Here is a 12,991-nt window from a genome sequence, read left to right as displayed (position 1 = left end):
GAACCCTACCGCGCCTCCATGACACCGATATGACGTTACTCGGCCGCGGCCCGCGTCTCGGTTCCTCCCTGCCGGATTACGGCCAGAAGTTCCTCGCGCCGCTTGGCGGCCTTGGCTTCGTTGGCGGCCAATACCGGACCGAAACCGCGGATGTCCAGCGGCAACCGCGCCAGCGCGACAATCGCATCACGGGTGTTGTCGTCCAGCTTGGGCAGGACCTCTTTCATGTCCGACTCATACTGACGGATCAAGGCCCGTTCCATTCGGCGCTCGGCGGTATAGCCGAAGATGTCCAGCGGCGTGCCACGTAGCCCCTTCAGCTTGGCCAGAACCTTCATCGGCCCCAGCAGCCATTCGCCGAATTGCCGTTTGCGCGGACGCCCGTCCGGCCCTTTGCCGCCCAGGATCGGCGGAGCGAGGTGGAAGGTCATCTTGATGTCGCCGTCGAATTCGGCGGCGGCCTTGTCGCGGCTGTCCAGCAGCAGGCGGGCCACTTCGTATTCGTCTTTGTAGGACAACAGCTTGTGATACCCACGCGCGACGGCATCCCGGACCTTCGGGTCTTCGATCGTCTTGACCAGCTTGAGATAGCGCTTGGACAACCGTTTGCCCTGATAGGCCACCAAATGATCGGCCCGGAAGGCGATGGCCTGCTCGGGTGTCTTGGGCAACTCGGTCACCGTGGGTGTCACGATGCGCGCCACTTCCTCGGGGTGCAGAACCGCCCAGCGGCCGACCTCGAAGGCGCGCTTGTTGCGCTCGACCGCGGCGCCGTTCAGCTCGATCGCGGTCATGATCGCCTCGTGGCTGACCGGTAGCAGCCCCCGCTGCCAGGCGGCCCCGAACACCATCATGTTGGAATAGATCGAATCGCCCATCACTGCGCGTGCCAGCTCGGTCGCGTCGAACAGGGCAAGACCGTCCTTCAGTCGCGCCTCCAGTGCCAGTTCCAGCCGGTCGACCGGAATGTGGAACTCGGTGTTGCGGGTGAAATCGCCGGTGATGATCTCGTGGCTGTTGACCACCGCGCCGGTCTGACCAGTGCGCGTCAGGCCCAGCGTCTTGGCCCCGGCCGACACCACGAGATCGCCGCCGATCAGCGCATGCGCTTCGCCGGTGGCCACGCGGATGGCGCTGATGTCCTCGGGCTTGTTGGCCAGGCGACAGTGGATATGCACCGCGCCCCCTTTTTGCGCCAGCCCGGCCATTTCCATCATGCCCGCGCCCTTGCCGTCGATCTGCGCGGCCTGCGCCAGAACCGCCCCGATGGTCACGACGCCGGTGCCGCCGACGCCGGTGATGACCACGTTGTGCGTGCCGTCGATCTGCGGCAGAACCGGCTGCGGCAGATGGGGGATATCGATCTCGGTGGTGGCTTCCTTGCGGATCTTGGCGCCTTCCAGCGTGACGAAGGACGGGCAGAATCCGTTGAGGCACGAGAAATCCTTGTTGCAACTGGACTGGTCGATCGCCCGCTTGCGGCCCAGCTCGGTTTCTTTGGGCACGATCGAGACACAGTTCGACTGCACCCCGCAATCGCCGCAGCCCTCGCAGATGTCCGAGTTGATGAACACGCGCTTGTCCGGGTCCGGGAAAGTGCCGCGCTTGCGGCGGCGGCGCTTCTCGGCGGCACAGGTCTGGACGTAGACGATGACCGACACGCCTTCGATCTCGCGGTACTTGTTCTGAACCGCCATCAGCTCGGCCCGTTCGTGGGTTTCCACGTCGCCGGGCAGCGCCTTGAAGTTCACGTCTTCCTTTTCGTCATAGACGACGGCCACATGCTGGACGCCCATGGCCTTGACCTCGCGGACGATGCGCTCGGCGGTCAGATGGCCCTCGTTCTCCTGCCCGCCGGTCATGGCGACCGCGTCGTTGAACAGGATCTTGAAGGTGATGTTGGTCCCGGCCGCCAGCGCCGCGCGGATCGCCTGAACACCCGAGTGGTTGTAGGTGCCGTCGCCCAGGTTTTGGAACACGTGTTTCGTGGTCGAAAACGGTGCCTCTCCGATCCAGTTGGCGCCTTCGCCGCCCATCTGAGTAAAGCCGGTGGTCTCGCGGTCCATCCACTGTACCATGTAGTGACAGCCGATCCCGGCATAGGCCCGGCTGCCCTCCGGCACTTTGGTCGAGCTATTGTGCGGACAGCCCGAGCAGAAATACGGCAGCCGCGTCGCGATCTCCTGCGCGTTGTCGTTGCGGCGCGCTTCTTGCAGGCTGGCAAGCCCTGCGCGAATTCCGTCGGTTTCGCGACCTTCCTCGATGAATATCTCGCCCAGCTTCTCGGCGATCATGATCGGATCAAGCGCACCACGGGTCGGGAACAGCTCTTCGCGATGCAGCGTGCCTGCCCCGCCCTTGTACCAGCCGTACACGCGACGCCCGCGACGGTCGTCAAAGATCGCCTCTTTGACCTGCACCTCGATCAGCTTGCGCTTTTCTTCGACGATGATGATCAGGTCCAGCCCCTCGGCCCAATCATGGAACCCCTTCATGTCCAACGGGAAGGTCTGGCCGATCTTGTAGGTGGTGATCCCGAGCCGTTCGGCCTCGGCCTCGTCGATGTTCAGCAGAGACATGGCGTGGACCAGGTCCAGCCAGTTCTTGCCCGCCGCGGCGATACCGATCTTGGCGCCGGGCTTGCCCCAGACACGCCGGTCCATCCGGTTGGCGTGCGAGAACACCTCGGCCGCGAACCGCTTGTAGTCGATGATCCGCGCCTCCTGCAGGTGCGGCGTGTCGCCCAGCCGGATGTTCAGCCCACCTTCGGGCATGTCGAATTCGGGCGTCACCAGTTGCATCCGGTCGGGCCGGCCATCCACGACCGAGGTCACCTCGATCGTATCCTTCATTGTCTTGAGCCCGACCCAGACCCCGGCAAACCGGCTGAGCGCAAAGCCGTAGATTCCATAGTCGAGGATTTCCTGCACTCCGGCCGGACTGACGACGGGCATGTACATATCAACCATCGACCATTCCGACTGGTGCAGCACGGTCGAGCTTTCGCCCGTGTGGTCGTCGCCCATCGCCATCAGAACGCCACCATGCTTGGCGGTTCCGGCCATATTGGCGTGACGCATCACATCGCCGGACCGGTCCACACCCGGCCCCTTGCCGTACCACAGGCCGAACACGCCATCATATTTGCCGTCGCCGCGCAGACCGGCCTGCTGGCTGCCCCACAGGGCTGTGGCGGCTAGGTCCTCGTTCAGACCGTATTGAAAGGTCACATCGCACTCGGCCAATTGCTTTTCGGCGCGCGACATTTGAAGATCGACCGCACCCAGCGGAGACCCCCGGTATCCGGTGACCAAACCGGCAGTGTTGAGACCCGCGGCAGTATCGCGCGCCTTCTGCATCATCATCAGACGAACAAGCGCCTGCGTGCCATTCAAAAGCACCGGGCTTTTGGTCAAATCGAAACGGTCATTGAGCGAAATCTTTGGCTGACTCATCAGACGCCTCCCCACGTCGGAATAGTGTGCTGCATTTGACGTCATTTTAGGTCACAATTTCTGACCTGTATACAAAATTCCCCCTGTTCTGTAACGATTTCCCCGTTTGAATATGGAATTTGTTACCTCTTTCATATAGGGCTGCCAAAGGATAACGAAAGTTGCGACGATGAATTGGGACAAGCTCAGAATATTTCACGCGGTAGCTGACGCCGGCAGTCTGACGCATGCCGGAGACAAGCTGAATCTGTCCCAATCCGCCGTCAGCCGTCAGGTTCGCGCACTTGAGGAATCGCTGGGTGCCACACTGTTCCATCGCCACGCCCGCGGTCTGATTCTAACGGAACAGGGCGAGCTTCTGTTCGATGCAACAACGGCCATGTCCAAGCGTCTGGACGCTGCTGCGGCGCGAATCCGCGACAGCGAGGATGAGGTCTTTGGAGTCCTGCGGGTCACCACGACTTTTGGCTTCGGGACCCTGTGGCTGGCGCCGCGCCTGCCCAAGCTGTATGAGCAGTATCCGGACCTGAATATCGACCTGATGCTCGAAGAACGCGTGCTGGATCTTCCGATGCGCGAAGCGGATGTCGCTATCCGGATGAAGGAACCCAGTCAGGCCGATCTTGTCCGCAAGCGTCTGATGACCGTTCGAATGATGTTGTACGCGACCAAGAACTATCTGGATTCGCACGGTGGCGCGCCCCAGACGCTGGAGGACATTTCGAAACACCGCCTGATCTGTCAGACCCCCGCCGCACCCCAGGTTGGCGTTGGCGCGTCGATGGTCAGTCACCTCATGACCTACGAACCCAGCTCACTGCTGACGGTGAACAACTACTTTGGTGTTCTGCAGGGTGTCCTGAATGACCTCGGAATTGGCGTCCTGCCCGACTACGTGACCGAGGATTTCCCTGACCTGGTCCCGATCCTCTCCGACATCGAGACGGCGAATGTGCCGGTATATTTGGCCTATCCTGAAGAACTGAGGCACTCAAAACGGGTCGCAGCGTTCCGAGATTTTGTTCAGGATGAAATCATTGCGCATCGCAAGCAGCTGAAACATCTGGGAAAACTGTAGCTATGCACTCGCGGCATAGCGGGCATGCCCTCAATGCGCCCAAAAAACCTTGATCGTTCACAGAGTGATCCCTAAATGAGCACTCGAAGGCGATGATGCTGAAACGCTCATCATCTTCATACCTCCCTGTTGGACTACGGCCGAGCTTAGTGCTCGGCCTTTTTTTTGGCCTGCACCCCGGTGCGCGGTGCCAAATCGTTTGGAATTATTTTGCCAACGGGCCTATGATCGCGAAAAACCATAATATTTCGTGTTCGAGGACAAAGTTTATGACCAGCCTACTCCGCCTGTTTTTGATGGCGTTGGTATCCGTCACGTTCCTGGCCCGGCCAAGCATGGCCCAGAGCACCAGCGAATCCACTACCACCCATGTCACCATCCCCGAAGATCTGACCCCCGAACAGGTCGACGATCTGGTGGCGAGAATGTCTGACGATCAAGTCCGGGCCATTTTGCTGGAACGGCTTGATGCGGTCGCAGCGAAACAGGCCGAAACGCAGACTACCCGTAAGGGACTGCTGCAAACGATCTCCTCCTCGGCGGGCGACATGGCTGCGTCTTGGCTGGATGTCATCCGCAAGGTTCCGCTGCTGGTTTCCGCGCAGGTCGAAGCTTTCAGCAATTTCGGAAACAAGTTTGGCGCAAGCGGTCTGGCAACCCTGTTCGGGTTCACCTTCCTGGCGCTTGCAATCGGGTATGCCGCAGAAACGGCGGTTGGACTTTGGACTCGCAGGTGGATCAAAGTCGTCGATGGGGATGCCTCGACCAACCTAAAAGGCGCGGTTGTCTTTTTGTTCAAGCGCTTCTGCGTCGAGTTTCTGGGGCTGCTTGTCTTTTACTACACGCTGGTTTTCGTCGGGCGTCGGTTGCTGGACGAACAACAGATTGCCCAGGCCGCACCGTTCGTGTTCTTCCTGATCTGGTTCCCCCGCCTAGGAGCCGCGATTTCCCGTTTCATTCTCGCCCCGAAGCAGAGCAACCTGCGACTGGTCAACGTGAATGACAAATGGGCAAAATACCTGCATCGGAACCTGATCGGCCTGTTCCTGCTGATCGGGTTCACCCTGTTCATCTTGGATTTCAATGCGATGAATGGCGTGATGCCGGGTGAATCGCGCCTTGGTTTCTGGCTGAACACCGCCATCCACATCTATGTCGGTGTCATTGCTTGGACGGCCCGCAACGGTCTGACCGACATGATGCGTGGTTCCGATCCGGATCGTACGCATTTCGACGAAGAAGTCGCCCGCTACTATCCGTATTTTGCGATCGCCGTGTCGGCGGGTACCTGGCTTTTGGTCGAGTTCCTCGCCGCTCAGCGCAATCCGGCCGTGTTTGCCCTTCTGGCCGAAGGCGCGCATTTCGTCACGATGTTCTGGCTGCTGATCGCACCGGCGCTCGACACGCTGATCCGAGGGCTGACCCGGCACCTGCTGCCGCCGATGATGGGCGATGGTCCGATCGCGGAACGTGCCTACAAATCGACCAAACGCAGCTACATCCGCATCGGACGCGTTCTGGCCGGCATTCTGGTCATTCTTATGATTGCGGATGCCTGGAATCTGGACCTGCAGGATATTGCGGGCGGGGACTCGGAAACCGGCAGCAAACTGGTTCAGTTCTTCATCATCATCGCAATCGGCTACATCCTGAACGAGGTGGTCTCGCTCTGGATCAACCGCCGGCTTGCCAAAGAGCAAACAGCTTCGGAGCAGAGCCCCGATGAGGAAGCCGGCGAAGGCGGCGGTGTCGGCGGCTCGCGCCTGGCCACGGTTCTGCCTTTGCTGCGCGTGACTGCTCAGGTGGCCATCGCGGTGATCTTCGCCTTGCTGGCGTTGGGCGCTCTGGGCTTGGACATCACGCCGCTTCTGGCTGGTGCCGGTATCCTGGGTCTGGCCATCGGCTTTGGTGCGCAGAAACTGGTCTCGGACATCGTGGGCGGCATCTTCTTCCTGATCGACGATGCTTTCCGCGTGGGTGAATATGTCGACGTGGGTGGCACCACCGGCACGGTAGAGAAGATTTCGATCCGCTCCATGCAGCTGCGCCACCATCGCGGTCCGGTGCATACCATCCCTTACGGTGAGATTCAGAAGCTGACCAACTACAGCCGCGACTGGGTCATCATGAAGCTGAAATTCACCGTGCCCTTCGACACTGATCCGAACAAGGTCAAGAAGATCTTCAAGAAGATCGGCGCCGAGATGATGGAGGACCCGCTCCACAAGGATGGCTTCCTGCAGCCCTTCAAATCGCAGGGCGTGTTCGACTTTGACGATGTCGGCATGATCATCCGCGGCAAGTTCATGGCCAAGCCCGGCAAGCAGTTCACCCTGCGCAAGGAGATCTTCAACCGGGTCAAGGCCGCCTTCAAGGAGAACGGGATCGACTTTGCCCGCCGTGAGGTGCGCGTCGCCATCCCCGGTTTGGAAGAGGCCGAAAACCTGACCGAACAGCAGAAAGCGGCGATCGGCGCGGCCGCGGCCGACGCAGTGAACAAGAAGGAAGAGCCGCCTCAATAACGGCGGCGGGACAGCGGCGCATGCGCCGCTGTCCCCGTCATTCCGGTGGTGCAACCTGCATTTCCCGGTCGCCGACCGCTGCATTCTGCCAGCAAATAGCGGGTTCCTGTTCGCTGCGCGCTCTTGGCCCTTTCCCAAATCGCCCGGTTGCCCTAAAAGGCCCGCAATCCCGGCCACCTTGGAAACAGGACACACGATGCAAGAGCCCGCCATCACACCGGATCTGATTGCCGCACACGGGTTGAAACCCGAAGAATACGACATGATCCTCGAGATTATCGGGCGCGAGCCGACCTTTACCGAGCTGGGGATTTTCTCGGCCATGTGGAACGAGCACTGTTCCTACAAATCCTCGAAGAAATGGCTGCGCACTCTGCCCACCTCGGGCCCTCAGGTGATCTGCGGCCCCGGTGAAAACGCTGGTGTGGTCGATATCGGCGACGGGCAGGCCGTGGTCTTCAAGATGGAAAGCCACAACCACCCCTCGTACATCGAACCCTATCAAGGCGCGGCAACCGGCGTGGGCGGCATCCTGCGCGACGTGTTCACCATGGGCGCACGGCCCATCGCGGCAATGAACGCGCTGTCCTTCGGCGAACCGGACCACCCCAAGACCCGCCAGTTGGTCAACGGCGTGGTCGAAGGCATCGGTGGCTACGGCAACTGTTTCGGCGTCCCGACCGTGGGCGGTGAAGTTCGGTTCCACCCGGCCTACAATGGCAACTGCCTCGTGAACGCCTTTGCCGCCGGGCTGGCCGATGCCGACAAGATCTTCTACTCGGCCGCGTCGGGCGTGGGCATGCCCGTCGTCTATCTGGGCGCCAAGACCGGCCGCGACGGTGTGGGCGGTGCCACGATGGCCTCGGCCGAATTCGACGACACGATCGAGGAAAAGCGCCCCACCGTGCAGGTCGGTGACCCCTTCACCGAAAAACGCCTGATGGAGGCGACGCTGGAACTGATGCAGACCGGCGCCGTGATCTCGATTCAGGACATGGGCGCGGCGGGCCTGACTTGCTCGGCCGTCGAGATGGGCGACAAGGGCGGGTTGGGTGTCCGGCTCGACCTGGAAAACGTGCCCCAGCGCGAGGAAAACATGACGGCCTACGAGATGATGCTGTCCGAGTCCCAGGAACGCATGCTGATGGTGCTGAAGCCCGAGCTTGAGGCCGAAGCCCGCGCCGTGTTCGAGAAATGGGATCTGGATTTCGCAATCGTCGGTGAAACCATCGCCGAAGACCGTTTCCTGATCATGCACAACGGCGAAATCAAGGCCGACCTGCCGCTGTCGAAACTGGCCTCGACTGCACCGGAATACGACCGCCCCTGGGTCCCCACCTCGGCGGCCGTAGATCTGGGCGAGGTACCGCAGATCGACCCGATCGACGGGCTGCGGGCGCTGATCTCGTCGCCCAACTATGCCAGCAAGCATTGGGTCTATGAGCAATACGACACGATGGTGATGGCTGACACGGCTCGTACGCCTGGCGTTGGTGCAGGCATGGTGCGCGTGCATGGCACCGACAAGGTGCTGGCCTTCACTTCGGACGTGACCCCTCGATACGTGCGCGCCAACCCCGAAGAAGGAGGCAAGCAGGCCGTGGCCGAAGCCTATCGCAACCTGACCGCCGTTGGGGCCAAACCGCTGGCCACCACTGACAACCTGAATTTCGGCAACCCCGAAAAGCCCGAGATCATGGGCCAGTTCGTCGGTGCCATCCAAGGCATCGGCGCCGCCGTGGCCGCGCTGGATATGCCGATCGTCTCGGGCAACGTGTCGCTCTACAACGAAACCGACGGTCAGGCGATCCTGCCCACACCGACCATCGGTGCCGTCGGCCTTTTGCAGCACGCCGACGAAATCATCGGCACCGAGGTGCGCGAAGGCCACGTTGCGCTGGTGATCGGCGAAACCAAGGGGCATCTGGGCCAATCCGCCCTGCTGGCCGAGGTCTTCAACCGCGAAGACGGCGACGCCCCGCATGTGGATCTGGATGCTGAAAAGCGCAACGGCGACTTCATCCGGGCCAATCGCGAGATGATCAAGGCCTGTACTGACCTGAGCGATGGCGGCCTTGCACTGGCTGCCTTCGAACTGGCCGAAGCCGCGGGCGTGGGTGTGCATCTTGATGACGCCCCGACCGAGTTCCTGTTCGGTGAGGATCAGGGCCGTTACCTGGTGGCCTGCAACTTCGATCAGGCCGAAGCGCTGATGATTGCGGCGGGCCAGGCGGGCGTGCCGCTGGTTTCGGTCGGGCGCTTTACCGGAGAAACCGTGCGGATCGGAGCGTCCGAAACTCCTCTGAGTGAACTCTCAGCGATGTATCGCAGCAGTTTTGCCGAGGCGGTAGACGGTTAAGTGAACCTTCGAGATAGGCGGTAGCACGCATATGAATCCTCTTCTGTTTTGTCACTATGGAAACTCATTCTATCTGCGTCACACATTACGATGTGCTCGGATTACGAATCCTGAACGAAGACTTATTTTGTTGGGCGATGACAGTAATCGAGCAATAGCCGACCAAGAAGGCTGGCAGCACTTTAACTACCTTGATTTTCGAAGTGATTTGCACGACGAATTCGAATGCGCTTTTTGTCCCGTTCAGGGCGACGAACACCGCAGAAATCTTCAGTTCCGCGGCGGAAAAGACTGGTTGCGCTTTGTTTTTGAACGCTGGTTTCATATACACGGGTTCGCTCAATCGCAAAACATCGAACGGTTTTGGCATTTTGATAGCGACACAATGATTTTGAAGGATCTAGAACGCTACGAAGAATTGCTTGAGCGTTATGACTATACGACTCAATGCAACGCAACTTGCCTAAACGGTTACATCAAACGCGCGTTGCTTGCTGAATACAACGCCCACACGATTAATCTTTTCAAAAACAAAGATTTCTTAGAACGTCAGCAAATTGAGTTTGACAGCATTAACCCGACATACGCTTTCACGGAAATGCGTGCGTTCTCCGAATTCGCACGAGAAACGCAGGCCAAAGGTGTGCATCTGATGAGTTTCTCGTCTGAAGAAGTCTTTGATGACGCGCTGAGGCAGTCGCACGGATTTGACGTTTGTTTCTATGCTGGTGACAAATTCGTAAAGGACATCCGCGTGGTTGACGGAAATATTTCTGGGGTTTGCAATCAAAAGAATATTTCATTCGTAACACTGAATATGAGCTGGCTTCCAGCTATTGCATACAAATGGGTATTTCGCGCTTTGAAAGGTTCGCAAGTACCGCTGGCGACACCTTTGAGTTCATCAATTCGTAGGAAGCTGGGATTTTAGCAGATACACAAGGCTAATCCTTGCGCGGGCTTCGGCATCGCTCTACATCTTTGAAAAGACCTTCAGGAGTATCTTAAATGCCAATGAGCGCCCACGAAATCGAACATCTGCTGCGCGAAGCCTTTCCGAATGCGGAAATCCAGGTCGGCGGCACCGATGGCGTACACATGTCCGCTATGGTCGTGGACGAAAGCTTTCGCGGGAAGAACAGGGTACAGCAGCAGCGCGCGGTCTATGCGGCGCTGAAGGGCAAGATGGACGGCCCGGATGGCGAGCTGCACGCGCTGGCGTTGACCACGAAAGTACCCGAGTGATGAGGCCGGCGGCGGCCAGTGCCATGCCCACTCTGGTGATGGCGCCCGCTGCCTTGTGCATTCCGATGGCATCCGACAATTCGGTCACGTGACATGATCGGTTGGGTTGTCTGGATCGCAATATGTGTCGGCGGACTGGTGGTTGCCGCGGCTCTGCTCGAAGCCTATCTGAATCGGAACAGAACAAGATGACTGTCGGAAATGCGCCCCGACACCAACGATATGAAACGCAGACCGTGGGAAGCCGACGGCGTGACAAAAGTCAATGAAATCGACGAGGTTCGTGCGATGAACCAGCGTACTGAACCAAGAAACTGGTGGCGCAGCCGCCAATCGAAATGACCGCCCGACAGACGGACGAACGTAAACAAGGAAACGCGAAATGACCGACGTTAAGACCCAGATCGACGAAACCGTCAAAAGCAACGATGTGGTGCTGTACATGAAGGGCACCAAAGAAATGCCGCAGTGCGGATTTTCATCTCGGGTGGCCGGTGTTCTGAACTATATGGGTGTCGAATACACCGACGTGAACGTACTGGCGGACGAGGAAATCCGCCAGGGCATCAAGGACTATTCGGACTGGCCGACCGTGCCTCAACTCTACGTCAAAGGCGAATTTGTGGGTGGTTGTGATATCATCACGGAAATGACCCTGTCAGGAGAGCTGGACACGCTCTTCGACGAAAACGGTGTCGCCTACAACAAGGAAGCCGCCGACAAAATCCGCGAGGCAAACGCCTGATCAGCCGCTCAGCGGCTGACACAGTCTTTCAAAATCTCGGTTTCGTCGGTGGCTCCGGCCGCCGCGAAACTGACCATCGCGTTCCAGCCTTTCGACCGCAGGGTATACGTACCCTGCCCGTTCACCGACTCGTAACGGATACCCGAGCCGCTCTGGACCTGACGCAACGCAATCAACTGACCATCGACGATCATAGCCGCAGCCCCTTCGCCGTCGGAGGGGTTGAAGTATGTCACGGGCAGCTCAACGCCATTTTCGCAGGTGAAGGTCACCGATAGGATGTCAATCTGTGCCAATGCCGGGCCCGAGACCGCCCCGACCAACGCCGCCAGGCACAAACTCCGCAAATGTGTCATCTCGCGTTCTTCTCTTCGATCACCGAGGCCAGCGCCTCGGCGCGTGCCGCCATCTCTGCAAGTGTGTCGGTAACCGACGGCGGAACAACGGCCACTTCGATCCGTTCCGGCTCGGGCGCGGGCGCACTGCGCATACGCTCCAATTCGCCTTCAACCTCGGCCAGCTTCGCCTCGAGTGTCTTGATGCGATCCTCGGTGGCCGCCGCCTTGTCGGCCAGCATTAGCCCCGCCATCAACAGCATCCGCGACTCGGGCATACGGCCAATCTGGTCGGCCATCACCTGGGCCTCATCGTCCAGCATCTTCGCGGCTGCGTGCAGAAACGGTTCCTCGCCGTCCTGGCAGGAAACCTCAAATCCGCGCCCGCCAATATGAATGGTAACCTCGGGCATTACTCTACCTCTCCTTCGGCCAGGTTGGCGTGGGTCAGCAAAGGCTCAAGCCGCGCCAGAACCGCGTGAGCCTCGGCCGCGTCGGTGGCGCGGGCGGCCCGGGTGGCCTCCAGCTCGGCCACGGTTGCCTTGTTCAGAAGCTCGGCATCGGGAACGCCGTCCTCGGCAGCCTTGCGCAACTCGTCGACCGCTTCGCGCAATTGGTCATTTGCCTTGCGCAAGCGCTGCAGGTCGTCATCAAGCCGCGACATGGCGGCGCCGTGGCTGGCGCGTTCGGCCCGCAGCATTTCCAGTTCGGCATTCAATTCGGGGATACGCTCTGAATCCTCCAGCTGCCGCCGCAATTCGGAGATCTCGGCCTTCAGCGCTGCAACTTCGTCCTGATTTTCCAGCGCGGCCTTGGCTTCGGACAGTTCGGCACGCGCGGCCTCGACGGTGGCCAGTTTGGCATTGGACTCGCCCAACTGGGCGCGCAATGCGTCGATTTCCTGATCATGCCGCTCCCTCAGAGACTTCAGGCGCTCTTCCAATTGCGCATTAGCCAGCTTTTCCTCATCCAGGGCGGCGCGCAATTGTCCATCTTCGCTGCCCGAGACCGGACCCGCCGATTGCAACGCCTCGATCCCGGTGCCAATCCGATCCATCGCGGCCATGATGCGTCGCTGTAAGTCTTCGATCTGGCTCATTGCCCCTGTCACCTCTTTACCAAGGTTCGTTCTGTTTTTCCGATGGCCGAATCAATACGGCTCGTACCGGTACTTAGTCTAACGGAATGTTCGCCAAAATACCCACTCTTTGCTTTCAAAGGCTTGAGCAACACTCTTGAAGCGATGGCAATG

Annotated in this window: 11 protein-coding genes; 7 read left to right on the top strand and 4 right to left on the bottom strand. The window is 59.6% G+C overall.

What is annotated here, in order from left to right; translation table 11 throughout:
• Positions 1-35 precede the first annotated feature (35 nt).
• Positions 36-3,455: an indolepyruvate ferredoxin oxidoreductase family protein gene (locus ACR0DA_RS05215; RefSeq protein WP_480753195.1), complete on the bottom strand. Its 3,420-nt coding sequence runs from the start codon at positions 3,453-3,455 to the stop codon at positions 36-38.
• A 169-nt stretch (positions 3,456-3,624) separates the two neighbouring features.
• On the opposite strand from ACR0DA_RS05215, the gene ACR0DA_RS05210 reads away from it, so the two are divergent.
• From ACR0DA_RS05210 to grxD, 7 genes are all read left to right on the top strand, one after another.
• Positions 3,625-4,533: a LysR family transcriptional regulator gene (locus ACR0DA_RS05210; protein ID WP_170432817.1), complete on the top strand. Its 909-nt coding sequence runs from the start codon at positions 3,625-3,627 to the stop codon at positions 4,531-4,533.
• A gap of 269 nt (positions 4,534-4,802) precedes the next feature.
• Entirely contained in the window at positions 4,803-7,055 is a 2,253-nt protein-coding gene (locus tag ACR0DA_RS05205) for a mechanosensitive ion channel domain-containing protein (RefSeq protein ID WP_480753193.1), read from the top strand.
• Between the two features lie 196 nt (positions 7,056-7,251).
• On the top strand, positions 7,252-9,414 hold the full coding sequence (gene purL, locus ACR0DA_RS05200; RefSeq protein ID WP_480753192.1) for a phosphoribosylformylglycinamidine synthase subunit PurL: 2,163 nt from the start codon (positions 7,252-7,254) through the stop codon (positions 9,412-9,414).
• A 130-nt stretch (positions 9,415-9,544) separates the two neighbouring features.
• Positions 9,545-10,345 carry a hypothetical protein gene (locus tag ACR0DA_RS05195; protein WP_480753190.1) on the top strand — a complete coding sequence of 267 codons (801 nt, stop codon included), beginning with the start codon at positions 9,545-9,547 and terminating at the stop codon, positions 10,343-10,345.
• 77 nt (positions 10,346-10,422) lie between these two features.
• Positions 10,423-10,659 (top strand): BolA/IbaG family iron-sulfur metabolism protein, encoded by a 237-nt coding sequence (locus ACR0DA_RS05190; RefSeq protein ID WP_093961963.1) that lies wholly within the window; start codon positions 10,423-10,425, stop codon positions 10,657-10,659.
• Between the two features lie 201 nt (positions 10,660-10,860).
• Positions 10,861-11,001 carry a hypothetical protein gene (locus tag ACR0DA_RS05185; RefSeq protein WP_480753189.1) on the top strand — a complete coding sequence of 47 codons (141 nt, stop codon included), beginning with the start codon at positions 10,861-10,863 and terminating at the stop codon, positions 10,999-11,001.
• A 40-nt stretch (positions 11,002-11,041) separates the two neighbouring features.
• On the top strand, positions 11,042-11,404 hold the full coding sequence (gene grxD, locus ACR0DA_RS05180; RefSeq protein ID WP_170338767.1) for a Grx4 family monothiol glutaredoxin: 363 nt from the start codon (positions 11,042-11,044) through the stop codon (positions 11,402-11,404).
• Positions 11,405-11,412: 8 nt separating this feature from the next.
• On the opposite strand, the gene ACR0DA_RS05175 is transcribed toward grxD, so the two are convergent.
• The 3 genes from ACR0DA_RS05175 to ACR0DA_RS05165 are packed head-to-tail and all read right to left on the bottom strand — an operon-like array spanning position 11,413 to position 12,838.
• Complete coding sequence (locus ACR0DA_RS05175) at positions 11,413-11,760, bottom strand: MliC family protein (RefSeq protein ID WP_480753188.1); 348 nt, start codon at positions 11,758-11,760, stop codon at positions 11,413-11,415.
• Positions 11,757-12,152: a cell division protein ZapA gene (locus tag ACR0DA_RS05170; protein ID WP_170339348.1), complete on the bottom strand. Its 396-nt coding sequence runs from the start codon at positions 12,150-12,152 to the stop codon at positions 11,757-11,759. Before ACR0DA_RS05170 ends, ACR0DA_RS05175 begins: the two co-directional genes overlap by 4 nt.
• Positions 12,152-12,838: a hypothetical protein gene (locus ACR0DA_RS05165; RefSeq protein WP_170367050.1), complete on the bottom strand. Its 687-nt coding sequence runs from the start codon at positions 12,836-12,838 to the stop codon at positions 12,152-12,154. Before ACR0DA_RS05165 ends, ACR0DA_RS05170 begins: the two co-directional genes overlap by 1 nt.
• Between the last annotated feature and the right edge of the window lie 153 nt (positions 12,839-12,991).

The sequence above is a fragment of the Ruegeria sp. CI8 genome (assembly GCF_056536865.1).
This window is presented reverse-complemented; position numbering and strand designations above follow the sequence as displayed.

What these genes read in the sequence shown, in the direction of transcription:
- ACR0DA_RS05215 (WP_480753195.1), bottom strand. Translation starts at nt 3,455, where the DNA reads ATGAGTCAGCCAAAGATTTCGCTCAATGACCGTTTCGATTTGACCAAA.
- ACR0DA_RS05210 (WP_170432817.1), top strand. Translation starts at nt 3,625, where the DNA reads ATGAATTGGGACAAGCTCAGAATATTTCACGCGGTAGCTGACGCCGGC.
- ACR0DA_RS05205 (WP_480753193.1), top strand. Translation starts at nt 4,803, where the DNA reads ATGACCAGCCTACTCCGCCTGTTTTTGATGGCGTTGGTATCCGTCACG.
- purL (WP_480753192.1), top strand. Translation starts at nt 7,252, where the DNA reads ATGCAAGAGCCCGCCATCACACCGGATCTGATTGCCGCACACGGGTTG.
- ACR0DA_RS05190 (WP_093961963.1), top strand. Translation starts at nt 10,423, where the DNA reads ATGCCAATGAGCGCCCACGAAATCGAACATCTGCTGCGCGAAGCCTTT.
- ACR0DA_RS05185 (WP_480753189.1), top strand. Translation starts at nt 10,861, where the DNA reads ATGCGCCCCGACACCAACGATATGAAACGCAGACCGTGGGAAGCCGAC.
- grxD (WP_170338767.1), top strand. Translation starts at nt 11,042, where the DNA reads ATGACCGACGTTAAGACCCAGATCGACGAAACCGTCAAAAGCAACGAT.
- ACR0DA_RS05175 (WP_480753188.1), bottom strand. Translation starts at nt 11,760, where the DNA reads ATGACACATTTGCGGAGTTTGTGCCTGGCGGCGTTGGTCGGGGCGGTC.
- ACR0DA_RS05170 (WP_170339348.1), bottom strand. Translation starts at nt 12,152, where the DNA reads ATGCCCGAGGTTACCATTCATATTGGCGGGCGCGGATTTGAGGTTTCC.
- ACR0DA_RS05165 (WP_170367050.1), bottom strand. Translation starts at nt 12,838, where the DNA reads ATGAGCCAGATCGAAGACTTACAGCGACGCATCATGGCCGCGATGGAT.